Below are 12,296 nucleotides of genomic sequence, written 5' to 3'. Positions count from 1 at the left end.
CTTTGACTTTTCCGTAATCACGATCGGCATCAGGCGCTGCCACCCAGGCAGTAGCGTGCCGTCGCGACGCGTTCCAGCATGACCTGCGCGTTGCCTGTAGAAACAAGGCCGAGCGCCTGCGCGGCGGCATACGATAAATCGATGATTCGGCCACGCACGAACGGTCCGCGGTCGTTGATACGAACGATCACCGAGCGCGCGCCGTTGAGCACCGTTACCCTCACGCAGGCGCCAAGCGGAAAGGTGCGATGCGCCGCTGTGAGCGCGTGCATGTCGTAGCGCTCGCCGCTGGCGGTGCGGCGCCCTTGGAACGGCTTGCCGTACCACGTCGCCATACCCGTTTGCCGGAACGTGTTGCCGCAGGAGCAAGCGGGCGTGGGCGATGCGGCATCGTCGCTCAGTGGTGGATCGGGCGGCGGCTCGTCGCTCGCGCTGCCCGCTGCGTGCGATGCACCGCGGTCGCCGAAGTCGCCGGCTTGCGCCGCGTGCTGTGCCGCACCGTGACCGAAGCGGTCAACGGCAGCACTGCCGCTCGGCGAATCGCGACCGGCGTCCGGCTGCGCGCATCCGGCGAGCGCGAGCAGCGCGCCCAGCAACAGGACGGCCGACACGCGCCGGCCGGCCGCAAAGCAATAGGGAGAGGAAATCATAGGCATCACGTCGCGGCGCACCGCCTGGCGCAGGCGGCGCGTCGCGTTCGAGTTCAAGGTCACTGCGGATGAGCGGCGAGGCCGCGAGCGCGCTGCGTTACTGGCGTTGCGGGAGGTACTTGAGCGGATCGACCGGTTTGCCGTCCGTGCGCACTTCGAAGCGCAGCGACGCCTGGCCTTTGTCGTCCGCGCCCATTTCGGCGATCACCTCGCCAGCCTTGACGTCCGCGCCTTCCTTGACGAGCAGCGCGCGGTTGTTGCCGTATGCCGTCAACAGATGGGCGTCGTGCTTGATGATGATCAGCTTGCCGTACGCCGCGATGCGCCCGCCCGCGTACACAACGCGGCCGCCCGCCGAAGCCCGCACGGATTCGCCGACGCGCCCGCCTATCAAGATCCCCTTGGTCTTGCCCAACACGAACGGCGCGCTCACCTGACCGCTCACCGGCCATGCGAGTCGAGCCTTTGCGGACGCGGGTTCACTCGGGCCATCCGCGAAGATGGCGCGCGCCTGTTCAAGCGAATTCGAAGGCGTGCCGGTCGCGGACGATGTGACGGCAACCAGCGGTGGCGCGACCCGCAGCATCTGGCCGACGCGCAGACCGTCGGTGGACGACAAGTGGTTCCACTGCGCGAGCGCCGAAGGCTCGCGACCGAACGCCTTGGCGACGCCGATCTGCGTGTCGCCGGGATTGACGCGGTAGAAGCCCGCCGGAATTTGCGAAGTGGGCACCGGCGTCGGCGCATTCGAGAATGCAGCCGCGGGCGGCGGCGCCTCGTCGACATGGGTCGGACGTGCCGGCGGCGCGAGCCATGCACAACTTGTCAACGACGCGGCCAGCAACAACGCGAATAGTATGGAAGAGCCCGATCTGGCAAAACGGGACGAACAGGTTTTCATCGGGGAGATCCGGGTCATTCGAACCGGGCCGGCGACCTGCGCCGGCCCGCATCGTCGGGCGATGCTTACGGCTTGGCCGGCGCTGCGTCGTCGTTCGACGGCGCGTCTTGCGCGCCGCTGGCAGCGGACGCCGCCTTATGGTGATGCGCGTGCTTGTGATGCTTCTTCTTGTGGTGATGCTGTGCGGCCGGCGCCGAGGCTTCCTGCGTAGCGACGCCTGCCGGCGACGATGCAGCGACCGGCGTGGAGGCCTGGGCGAATGCGCCGATCGAGAACAGACCCGCGACGGTAACGGCGAAAATATGCTTCTTCATGGACGGTTTTTCCTTAACGAACTGCGTTGACTGACCGCTTCTCGGTCGCGTGTTCAACGAGTGTCAGGACAAAGCGTTGACGGCATCGCCGGGAACAGACCCATCCTTGACGATTTGTCACGATTGCGCTCATGGCAGCGTCAAATCTGGAGATATTTGAGCGCCCTGGAACGGGCGCAACGTCGCGCGGCGCGATGAGTGCGCCGGACGTTTCGAGATGGTGTGCTGGATCGCCGGTTCCTACCGGCCGCTTTCGATTTCCGGCATCGGCGCGAACAGCGCGTCGAGATCGTCGTCCGAGAACTTGGCGGCGCCCGCGGCGTCTTCGGAAAGAATGCTGTCGGCAAGCCCGGCCTTCTGCTCCTGCAACTCGACGATCTTTTCCTCGATGCTGCCCGCCGCGATCAGCTTGTAGACGAACACCGGCTTGTCCTGTCCCAGCCGATGCGCGCGATCGGTCGCCTGGTTCTCGGCGGCCGGGTTCCACCACGGGTCGTAGTGGATCACCGTGTCGGCGGCGGTCAGGTTCAGGCCGACACCGCCCGCCTTCAGGCTGATCAGGAACAGCGGCACCTCGCCCTTCTGAAAACGCTCGACCGGCGTGACGCGATCGGTCGTGTCGCCGGTGAGCATCATGTAGGGTATCCCGACCTCTTCGAGCGCTTGCGCGATCAGCGACAACATGCCGGTGAACTGCGAGAACAGCAGCACGCGGCGGCCTTCCTCGATCAGTTCGGGCAGCATCGACAGCAGCAGGTCGAGCTTGGCCGAGCGCATGGCGCGCGCGCCCTTCTCGATCTTGCCCGTCCTGTCGGATTTTTCAGGGACGTCGTTCGCCTCAGCGGCTGCCTTGAGCGTTTTGACCAATCGCGGATCGCAGCACACCTGGCGCAGCTTCAGCAATGCATCGAGCACGATGATGTGACTGCGCGCAAGACCTTGAGCGCTGACGGCGGCGCGCACTTTCTCCTGCATCGCCGTGCGCACGGTTTCGTAGAGATCGCGCTGCGCCCCTTCCAGGTCCACCGAGCACAGGATCGTGGTCTTGGCCGGCAACTCCTTGGCGACCTCGTCCTTGCGACGGCGCAGCATGAACGGCCGGATGCGCCGCGCCAGCAAAGCGCGGCGCACGCCGTCGCCGTTCTTCTCGATCGGATTGCGCCAGCGCCTGGTGAAGTCTTTCTGGCTGCCGAGAAAACCCGGCAACAGAAAGTCGAACTGCGACCACAGTTCGCCGAGATGATTCTCCAGCGGCGTGCCCGTCAAACACAGCCGATGCCGCGCGCGCAGCCCGCGAATCGCCTGCGCGGCTTTGGTGGTGGCGTTCTTCACGTACTGCGCTTCGTCGAGAATCAGCAAGTGATACTCATGCTCGGCGAGCACCTTCTGATCGCGCCACAGCAGCGCATACGTGGTCAGAATCAGTTCGTGTTCGCCGATCTGCTCGAAGCGTTCCTTGCGCTGCGGACCGTTGAGAAGCAGCACTTTCAACTCGGGCGCGAAACGGCGCGCTTCCTCGCGCCAGTTGTGCACGAGCGTGGTCGGCACGACGATCAGCGCGGGCCGTGTCAGACGCCCCGCTTCTTTTTCCGCGAGGATATGCGCGAGCGTCTGTACGGTTTTGCCCAGACCCATGTCGTCGGCGAGCACGCCGGCGAGGTTCTGCTCGCGCAGAAACTGCATCCAGTTCAGGCCCTGGTGCTGATAGGTTCGCAGTTCGGCCTTCAGGCCGCGCGGCACCGGGACTTCTCGCAGACCGGGCCCGGCTTGCAGACGCTGCGCGAGTTGGCGGATCGAATCGTCGCCACGGAATTGCCAGCGGCCCGTGCCGTTCAGCGCTTCCAGGCGGCCGGCGTCGACGGATGCCACGCGCAGCGGCGCACCGTCCGCGAGCGAGCCGCCGAGTGCGTCGAACAGATCGACCAGCACGCGCACCACCGGCTTCAGTCGACCGGCGCGCAAACGCAGACGTTTGTTCTCCTCGGTCTTCAGCTCGATCGGTTCATCGTCGGCGATGGCTTCGAGCGCGCCGCCCAGCCAGCGCCGGTCGCGCCGGAACAGGTCGGCGAGCAGCGGTTCGAGCCGCACGTTGCGCTCGCCGATGCGGATGCCCATCTCCAGATCGAACCAGCCGTCGCCGGCCTGATGCGCGGTGCCTTCAATCGCGTCGATCTCGATCACGTTGTAGCGGAACTCGGGCGCCATCGTCACACGCCAGCCTTTGCTCACGAGCTCCGGCACGGCGTCGTTGACGAACGCGGACCACGCCTCGGCGTCGGGCAGGCCGAGCATGGTGTCGGGCAGCAGACGCGACGCGTAGACGCGGCTGGTCGGCACCTTCTGCAAACCGGTCTTGCGCAGTTCGAGCAGACGTTTTTTCTCGGCCTCGTAACGGCGGCGGATATGAATGACATCGCCGCCCGGCATCGGCACGAGCGTCACGCTGCTGTCCACGTTGATGCTCACGCCGTCGTAATCGAAACTCACGCCGGCCAGTTCGACTGCTCCGGATTGACGCAGCCCCGCCTTGCTCGTCGAAGACGGCAGCGCGTGACTATTGAGCGAAAGCACCGGCACCGGCTCGACGTCGATCACTCGAATCGCGGACGCGTCTTGCGTAGGCGGCAGCGGCAACTCGGGCGCGACCTCGCGCAGCACCGAGGCGACGAGCGGCGCTTCGGCGAGCGAGATGGGTGGCATGGCCAGATAATCCGGCAACTGCTGGAATGGCAGCGACGACTGGACGATGCCCGCCTCATTCGCGACGCCGTCGACATACCAGACCGGTTCGGTCGGCAGCACCATGCTGGCGCGCGGCTCGGTGCACAGCACGGGCCGCAGACGTTCGTCGGCGAGCGGCTCCCATTCGATCCGGCCGGGCCGATCGGCGCCGCGTGACAGCGCGGCCGGACCGGCCTCGCCGGGCGCGGGCTTGAAGTCGAAGAACAGCCGCCCCGTCGCGATCAGCTTCTGCAGCATCTCCGCGCCGCTCGTGCCGCGCAGAATGAACTGGCCGAAATCTTCACGGGAGCGGCCGAGCCAGAGACCGCGCAGGATCGAGAGGTCTTCGTCGGAGACGAACTTCGGCTGCTTGAGCAGCGCCGCTTCCACGTTACCCCAGGCTTCGTCGACCGCGACGACCGCGCCGGCGGCATTGCAGCGCGCGCGGTACAGCACCACTTCGTGGCGCTTGTGGAAGCTGGACCAGTTCAGCTGGTACGCGAGCGTTTGCGTGCGCGGGGCGCTCGCCTTCTGCGCGTCGGCATCCGCGGCCTCGGCTCGGGCGCGAAAGCGTTCGAGCCAGCTAACCAGTTCGGGCCGTACGCCTGACGGCTGCCCCATGTGTGCCATGTGTGCAATCCGCTTGGGCGGCAGATCGCCCGTGGTTTCGCTGTCGTCCAGTTCGATCTGGGTGATGTGGTCCATCTCGTCGTGGTACTCGAGCTCGGCAAACAGCAGCGCGGCGACGTGCTTGCAGTTGCGGCCGACCGGACACGTGCAGTCGCCTTGCGCCCAAGGCGAACCGCCATCGGTACGGAACCGCACGCGCGTTCTGTAGGGTGTCGGCTGGGTGCCCTGCACGTCGCCGCTGAGCGTGGCGCCGTGCCATTTCACGTTGGCGACGGGGCCGACCGAGCGCGCCTTGGCGACAGTGTGGTCCCCGAGCCATTCTGCAATCCGTTCCCGATCAAAGAAAACTGACGACATCAGCGTCCAATCCTATTCAAGCCGGCTCGGGCAAGCGCGCGGACAGAATCAGCCCGACAGCGCGCGCATGGCGCCGCCTGGTGAAAATCTGTGCAGCATCGATTGCCTGTGGTAACCGGCCATTTTACGCGTTGGACGAAATTGGCTGTGTGCTCACCTCCACATCCACGCCAGCCGCCGCGAACACCTGAGCCAGTGCTGGCGCGAGCGCATCATCTGTTACCAGCAGATCGACGGCGTCCGCGCCGAACGCGTGCACCAGCGCGCTGTGGCCGAATTTCGCGTGATCGGCCGCGACCACGCACCGTTCGGCCTGGGCGCAGGCCGCCTGTGAAAACGCCGCATCGGCGGGCAGCGCGTCCATGAAACGCCCCTGCATGTCGATCGCGGTGACCGAGACGATCGCGTAGCGCACGTGAAACTGCCGCAGAAAAGCCAATGCGCTGTCGCCGACCGCCGCGCAATCGTCCGGCCGCAACTCGCCGCCCGTAATGAACACCCGGTTGCCATTGCGCGGCGCCAGCAGGCGCGCGACCTCGATGGAAGGGGTCACGACCGTGAGCCGCGAACGGGCGGCGAGCGCCTGCGCAATATGCAGACAGGTCGTGCCGCCCTCCAGGATCAGCGAATCGCCGTCCCGCACCAGTTCGCCGATGCGCGCGCCAATTGCCCGCTTGCCCTGCTGACTTGCCGTCATGCGTCGCTGGAACGGCGGTTCGTCGAGTCGCTCGGGCAGCATGATGCCGCCGTGGACCTTGATCAGCAGGCCGTCCGCGATGAGCGGCTTGATGTTGCGGCGGATGGTCTCGTCGGAGACGTCGAAACGGCCGGCGAGATCCGTGATCGTGCAGGTGCGCTGCTCGCGGACGATTCGCAGGATTTCGGCTTGGCGCTGGTTGGAAAACATGGCGATTGGGCGGTGATGGTTCAGGGGAGTCTAGCAAAGGACACAGTCTGGCGGGTTAGATAGCCACACATTTCCAACCAAAACCACATTCCTGCGACGATGACAACGCGGCCTTTTATGCTGAAGCGGAGACTTCGCGAGATGATTTACTTCCAAAAGCACGATCGTGTGACCGTTGCATGACGCCGCCGAGATCACAACAGCGTTGCGTCTTCGTTGCATTTTGTGTTTTTTTACGGCAATCTACACGCACTTCCTCCACGCATTTCCACACATGTCCACACCTCTTCCTACTCACGCGCGCGTCGTCATCGTCGGCGGCGGGATCATCGGCTGCTCGGTCGCCTACCATTTGACGAAGCTGGGCTGGACCGATGTAGTGCTTCTCGAACAGGGCCAACTCTCGTGCGGCACGACCTGGCACGCGGCCGGACTCGTCGGCCAGTTGCGCGCGCAGGAAAGCATGACGAAGCTGATCCGCTATTCGACCGCGCTCTATGCCGAACTCGAAGCCGATACCGGCCTCGCCACCGGCTGGAAGCAATGCGGCTCGCTCTCGGTGGCGCGCACGGCCGAGCGGATGACGCAACTCAAACGCACCGCCGCCGTCGCGCGCGCCTACGGCGTGGCCTGCGACGTGATCAGCCCGCGCGAAGCCGGCGACCTGTGGCCGGTCATGCGCACCGACGACCTGCTCGGCGCGGTCTGGCTGCCCGGCGACGGCAAGGCGAATCCCACCGACCTGACCCAGGCTCTAGCCCGCGGCGCTCGCCAGCGCGGCGCGCGCATCGTCGAGAATACCCGCGTCACGGCGATCCACACGCGCACCGCGCAAGACGGCAAGGCGAACGGCGCGCGTGAAGTCAGCGGCCTCGCGTGGCGCAACAAGGACGGCGAGGAAGGCACGCTCGGCGCGGACATCGTCGTGAATTGCGCGGGCCAGTGGGCCAAGGGCGTCGGGCGCCTGTGCGGCGTGACCGTGCCGCTGCATTCGGCCGAGCACTACTACATCGTCACGGAACGGATTGCCGGCGTGCATCCGGATCTGCCGGTGATGCGCGACCCGGACGGCTTCATCTATTTCAAGGAAGAAGTGGGCGGCCTCGTGATGGGCGGCTTCGAGCCGGATGCGAAACCGTGGGGCATGAACGGCATCCCCGAGAATTTCGAGTTTCAACTGCTGCCGGACGATTGGGATCAGTTCGAAATCCTGATGAAAAACGCGCTGCAGCGCGTGCCCGCGCTCGAAACCGCTCAGGTGAAGCAGTTCTATAACGGCCCCGAATCGTTCACGCCGGACAACAACTTCATGCTGGGCGAAGCGCCCGAACTGCGGCGCTTTTTCGTCGGCGCGGGTTTCAATTCGATGGGGATCGCGTCGGCGGGCGGCGCCGGGATGGCGCTCGCGGAATGGATCGTTGCGGGCGAGCCGACCATGGATCTGTGGCCGGTCGATATTCGCCGCTTCGCGCGCTTCAACGGCAACGACACGTGGCTGCACGATCGCGTGAAGGAAACGCTCGGCCTGCATTACGCGATGCCCTGGCCGAATCGCGAACTCGATAGCGCGCGGCCGTTTCGCCGCTCGCCGCTGTATTCGCTGCTGCGTGACGAAGGCGCATGCTTCGGCAGCAAGATGGGCTGGGAGCGCGCCAACTTTTTCGCGCCCTCGCCTGACGAGGCCAGAATCGAGTACGCGTTCGGCCAGCAGAACTGGCTGCCCTGGAGCGGCGCCGAACACCGCGCGTGCCGCGAAGGCGTCGCATTGTTCGACATGACGTCGTTCTCCAAATTTCTCGTCAAGGGACGCGATGCGCAAAGCGTGCTGCAAGGCCTCGTCGCCAACGACGTGGACGTGCCGAACGGCACCACCGTCTACACCGCCATGCTCAACGAGCGCGGCGGCTATGAATCGGACTTCACGCTCACACGCCTTGCCGACGATCAATATCTGCTCGTCACCGGCACCGCGCAAACCACGCGCGACTTCGACAGCATCGAAAAATCGATTCCGCACGACAGGCACTGCACGCTCGTCGACGTGACCGGCCAATATGCGGTGCTCGCCGTAATGGGCCCGCGTTCGCGCGAACTGCTGCAAAGCGTGTCAAAAGCGGATTGGAGCAACGAGGCGTTCGCATTCGGCCAGAGCCGCGAGCTCGATCTCGGCTACGCGACGGTGCGGGCCACGCGTCTCACCTATGTCGGCGAACTCGGTTGGGAGTTGTACGTGCCGGTGGAATTCGCGGTCGGCGTGTACGAGACGCTGCACGCAGCAGGTAAAGCGTTCGGCCTCGTCAACGCGGGCTATTACGCGATCGACTCCTTGCGCATCGAGAAAGGGTATCGCGCATGGGGCCGCGAACTCACGCCGGATACGAACCCGTTCGAAGCAGGCCTCTCGTTCGCCTGCAAGCTCGACAAGGACATTGCGTTTCGCGGCCGCGACGCGTTGCTGAAATTGCGCGCCGAACCGCTGCGCAGACGCATGGTCGTGCTGAGCGCCAACGGCGCAACGGACCGCATGCTATGGGGCGGCGAAGCGATTCTGCGCGACGGCAAACCGGTGGGCTTCGTGAGTTCGGCGGCATTCGGCCACACGCTGGGCTGTCCGGTGGCAATGGGCTACGTGAACAATCCCGACGGCGCAGCGGACGCCGAGTATCTGAACAGCGGCAGCTATGCGATCGACGTCGCCGGCGAACTGCTGCCGGCAACGCTGCATCTGAAGGCGCCTTATGATCCGCGCTCGGAACGCGTGAAGTGTTAAAGAAGCACTAGCGCTCGCCGCGCGCCATGCTGGAAAACACGCCGTCGCGCCGGATCAGTCCATGAAACAACGCGGCCGCGAGATGCAGCAGCACGGTGGCGAACAGCGCGAATGCGAACCACGTGTGCAATGCGCGCAGCAACGCGAACAGTTCGACGTTATGCGGCGCGATCGGCGGCAGATGCAGCGGACCGTAGAGCGTGACCGGATAACCGGCGGCGGACAGCATTCCCCAACCGATCAACGGCATGGCCGCCATCAAAACATACAGCACCAGATGCGAGGCCTTCGCCGCGAAGCGCTGCGGCGCGGGGATATCGTCGGGCAATGGCGGGCTGCCGCGTGTGCTGCGCACGCCCATGCGCAGCACCACCAGCAGCAGCAACGCAATGCCGAGCGGCCGGTGAATCGCGATCAGCGTGTCGTGCGCGCGCGAGACGGTGGCGACCATGCCCACGCCGATGAACAGCATCGCGATGATCAGCGGCGCCATCGTCCAGTGCAACAGGCGCGCGAGCGGACTGAAATGAGTGCGCGTCGGCTTCATGAGTGATCTCCGTTTGTCTGGGTTTGATGAAGCGCGGGGTGCAGGGCCTCCTCGCGCGTGCGGCGCTTGTACGACAGCGCATAGGCCGCCGAACGCGCGGCGAGCAAAGGATCGTCCGAGGGCGCGATGCCTGCGGGCAGGATCGTCGGATCGAAGTTGATGTCGCGGCACGTGCCGTTTGCCTGCGATGTCGTGTGATCGATGACGAGCGTGCCCGCGTCGATATGCTGACGATCGTCGGGCCATTGCAGCGTGGCGTCGTTCGTCGGATCGCCGGGCTTCGCAACCGTCAGGATCAGATGCCAACGCAGTGGTCCGTTCTGCAGGCGCTGGTCGAGGTCGGCTGCGAGGAAATTCTTCTCGGCTTTTTCAGCATCCGTGATCGGCGCATACGGCGTTTCGGGCACCATCGCCCAGCGCACCGCGCGCGTGTTGCCGCCGCCGTTGGTGAAACGGAATGCGTTGATGCTGTAGTACGCGGCATTCGCCAGACTCGACGAAGGCGGATGCGCCTTCACCCATGCCTGAAACGGTTGGGTCTCGGGATTCGCGGCGTAGAACGCCTTGAGTTTGGCCGGGTCCGGTTTGCCGGTCGCCGGGTCGGGCTTCGCTGCATTCAGTTGCTGATAGAACTGCTCGGGCGTGTGCACCGCGAACACCGGCGTCGAGTTCATTCCTGTGCGCCACTGCTCGCCGTTTTGCAACTGGAACAGCAACGCGAGACTGCGTACGGGCGAACTCGTATCCGGCGCGGAAGGATTGCCGCCGGGCACCGCGAAGCGTCCCGTGACCGGCGTGCGGCCGGCCGCAAACACCGCCGCGCTCGAGAGCGCCGCGCCCTCGCCGTTGCCGTCGAAATAGCCTTCGACGCACAGACCCTTCGCATGATTGCGCCGATAACCGGGATGCTGACCCGCCACGGCTTCGAATGTGTTGATGATGCGCGGTGCGGTGAGACGCGCCGGCGTCAACCAGCCTGCCGTGTAAGCGAAGCCGCCGGCGAGCGCCAGCACGGCCGCACCGATCACGGCAAGTCGGCAAGGCACGCAGGCAGGCGCCGGATTGGGAACGGATGGTTTTGCCACGAAACACTCCTCTGTCGGATAGATGCGCTTACCGGGCAAACACACGATGCAGCGATCTATTCCATTCGATATCCGGCGCGCCCGTTCCGGTTGCGCGCCGGTATCGGCCCTTCAATTGACGCTGCCTGCCTGCGCGTCGTGGCCCGCGACGCGATCGGTAGCCGCCGCTTCTTTGGCGAGTGCTTCCTTGTGCTGCGCGACCTGCTGCGCGAATACCGGGCTCACGTCGGGATACGACGCATCGGTGACGTAATTCAGGCCGTTCTGCTGGGCCTGGATCAATTCCTGGTACACCTCAGCACGCGTCTTGCCTTGCGCGAAAGCGCTCGACGAAGCGGCGAGAACAACAACGGACAATGCGGCGAAAGCGATCTTCTTCATGATGAACTCCAGTGAGTTTTGTGCGGGTTTGCATGAGGGAGAACCACGGGTCCGCGGCTTTTATTCCTGCCTCGAAGCGAGAGAAAAAACATATTCGAAAGCGGGAATAAACGCGGGTGCAATCGGGTTAGCTCGCGCGTGGGCGGCGCGGTGAGGGCTGCGTGAAAGTGCGATCGCGCGAGGCCGGCAAGCGTAAAAATTGGCGTGCGAACATATGGAATAAACTGGGGTGTGTGCGTGTTCGCCCCTCGACAGCCGAACTCCGACGCACGCCGACACCATGACCACTGACGCCCCTTCCGATTCGCCGCTTTCCGAAGCGGACATTCAGGCCTACGCTGACGGCACACTGACGCCGGAGCGCGCCGCGTTCCTGCGGGAATATCTGGGCAAGGATCCGGCGGAGGCGCGCCGCGTGGCGTTTTACGGCAGGCTGAACGCGCAGATCCAGCAGGCTTTTCAAACAACGGACGAACCCGCGCCGGGCCGCGTCACCGGGTGGCGCCGGGCAATCGGGCGCATCGACATGTCAAAACGCACGCGAAAGTGGCTCAACGCGCTGGCGGCGCTCGCGCTGACGTTGGCGGTGGCAAGCGGCTGGCTCGCCGCTACCCAGGTGTCCGCCCTGGCGCTGAACAACGCCGCGGTGATGGCGCTCGCAGAAAGTGCCGCCGGCCAGGTGTCGGCAGCTTCGCCCACGCGCGTCGATGCGTCCGCGCCGAATCTCTCGGCGATCGGCTTGCGTCTCGTGGACCGGCGCGTGGTGGCGCTGGGTCCGTTGCAGCGGGTCAGCGAATTCATCTATCTGAACGGCGACAATCAACCGGTCGTGCTGCTGTCGGCGTTGGCGCTGTTCGCGCCGGCGCAGCCGCAGTGGTCCGCGAGACGCATCGGCGAGATTCGCCTGTTGCTGTGGACCGCGCAGCGGCAGCGATTCGTGGTCGCCGGCGACGCCCGCACCCACGGCCTGATGCGCGCCGCCGACACGATGACCATGCGATAACGACGTGATGAATACAGTACGCGATTCACG

General features: G+C 65.2%; 10 protein-coding genes. 2 read left to right on the top strand and 8 right to left on the bottom strand.

Going from position 1 to position 12,296, the window contains the following annotated elements:
- Positions 1-29: 29 nt before the first annotated feature.
- The 5 genes from BPHYT_RS24790 to BPHYT_RS24770 all read right to left on the bottom strand — a co-directional run bounded on the left by BPHYT_RS24790 (position 30) and on the right by BPHYT_RS24770 (position 6,480).
- Positions 30-713 (bottom strand): septal ring lytic transglycosylase RlpA family protein, encoded by a 684-nt coding sequence (locus tag BPHYT_RS24790; protein ID WP_012426865.1) that lies wholly within the window; start codon positions 711-713, stop codon positions 30-32.
- A gap of 34 nt (positions 714-747) precedes the next feature.
- Entirely contained in the window at positions 748-1,551 is an 804-nt protein-coding gene (locus tag BPHYT_RS24785; protein ID WP_012426864.1) for a peptidoglycan DD-metalloendopeptidase family protein, read from the bottom strand.
- A 65-nt stretch (positions 1,552-1,616) separates the two neighbouring features.
- Positions 1,617-1,865 (bottom strand): hypothetical protein, encoded by a 249-nt coding sequence (locus tag BPHYT_RS24780; RefSeq protein ID WP_012426863.1) that lies wholly within the window; start codon positions 1,863-1,865, stop codon positions 1,617-1,619.
- A gap of 240 nt (positions 1,866-2,105) precedes the next feature.
- Positions 2,106-5,573, bottom strand: coding sequence for a DEAD/DEAH box helicase (locus BPHYT_RS24775; RefSeq protein WP_012426862.1), 3,468 nt, complete (start codon positions 5,571-5,573; stop codon positions 2,106-2,108).
- Positions 5,574-5,697: 124 nt separating this feature from the next.
- On the bottom strand, positions 5,698-6,480 hold the full coding sequence (locus tag BPHYT_RS24770) for a DeoR/GlpR family DNA-binding transcription regulator (RefSeq protein WP_012426861.1): 783 nt from the start codon (positions 6,478-6,480) through the stop codon (positions 5,698-5,700).
- A gap of 274 nt (positions 6,481-6,754) precedes the next feature.
- Between BPHYT_RS24770 and BPHYT_RS24765 the strand changes: the two genes are divergently transcribed.
- Positions 6,755-9,250: a GcvT family protein gene (locus BPHYT_RS24765; RefSeq protein ID WP_012426860.1), complete on the top strand. Its 2,496-nt coding sequence runs from the start codon at positions 6,755-6,757 to the stop codon at positions 9,248-9,250.
- A gap of 7 nt (positions 9,251-9,257) precedes the next feature.
- Here the strand turns inward: BPHYT_RS24765 and BPHYT_RS24760 are convergent, their stop codons facing one another.
- From BPHYT_RS24760 to BPHYT_RS24750, 3 genes are all read right to left on the bottom strand, one after another.
- Positions 9,258-9,797, bottom strand: a complete 540-nt coding sequence (locus BPHYT_RS24760; RefSeq protein WP_012426859.1) for a cytochrome b — start codon at positions 9,795-9,797, stop codon at positions 9,258-9,260.
- Positions 9,794-10,882 (bottom strand): catalase family peroxidase, encoded by a 1,089-nt coding sequence (locus BPHYT_RS24755; protein ID WP_012426858.1) that lies wholly within the window; start codon positions 10,880-10,882, stop codon positions 9,794-9,796. The genes BPHYT_RS24760 and BPHYT_RS24755 overlap by 4 nt, the downstream gene beginning before the upstream one ends.
- A 111-nt stretch (positions 10,883-10,993) precedes the next feature.
- A complete protein-coding gene (locus tag BPHYT_RS24750) occupies positions 10,994-11,263 on the bottom strand; it encodes a DUF4148 domain-containing protein (RefSeq protein ID WP_012426857.1) in 270 nt (89 codons plus the stop codon).
- Positions 11,264-11,543: 280 nt separating this feature from the next.
- Here BPHYT_RS24750 and BPHYT_RS24745 point away from each other — a divergent pair, with 280 nt between their 5' ends.
- Positions 11,544-12,266, top strand: a complete 723-nt coding sequence (locus tag BPHYT_RS24745) for an anti-sigma factor family protein (RefSeq protein ID WP_012426856.1) — start codon at positions 11,544-11,546, stop codon at positions 12,264-12,266.
- Positions 12,267-12,296: the final 30 nt, after the last annotated feature.

It is taken from the genome of Paraburkholderia phytofirmans PsJN (genome assembly GCF_000020125.1).
GTDB classification, from domain to species: domain Bacteria; phylum Pseudomonadota; class Gammaproteobacteria; order Burkholderiales; family Burkholderiaceae; genus Paraburkholderia; species Paraburkholderia phytofirmans.
Note: the sequence above shows the minus strand (reverse complement) of the source record. Positions and strands in the feature narration are given on the sequence as shown.

Bases quoted from the DNA above. Each gene is read 5' to 3' on its own strand.
- BPHYT_RS24750 (WP_012426857.1), bottom strand. From the start codon at position 11,263: ATGAAGAAGATCGCTTTCGCCGCATTGTCCGTTGTTGTTCTCGCCGCT.
- BPHYT_RS24775 (WP_012426862.1), bottom strand. From the start codon at position 5,573: ATGTCGTCAGTTTTCTTTGATCGGGAACGGATTGCAGAATGGCTCGGG.
- BPHYT_RS24765 (WP_012426860.1), top strand. From the start codon at position 6,755: ATGTCCACACCTCTTCCTACTCACGCGCGCGTCGTCATCGTCGGCGGC.
- BPHYT_RS24780 (WP_012426863.1), bottom strand. From the start codon at position 1,865: ATGAAGAAGCATATTTTCGCCGTTACCGTCGCGGGTCTGTTCTCGATC.
- BPHYT_RS24770 (WP_012426861.1), bottom strand. From the start codon at position 6,480: ATGTTTTCCAACCAGCGCCAAGCCGAAATCCTGCGAATCGTCCGCGAG.
- BPHYT_RS24760 (WP_012426859.1), bottom strand. From the start codon at position 9,797: ATGAAGCCGACGCGCACTCATTTCAGTCCGCTCGCGCGCCTGTTGCAC.
- BPHYT_RS24785 (WP_012426864.1), bottom strand. From the start codon at position 1,551: ATGAAAACCTGTTCGTCCCGTTTTGCCAGATCGGGCTCTTCCATACTA.
- BPHYT_RS24745 (WP_012426856.1), top strand. From the start codon at position 11,544: ATGACCACTGACGCCCCTTCCGATTCGCCGCTTTCCGAAGCGGACATT.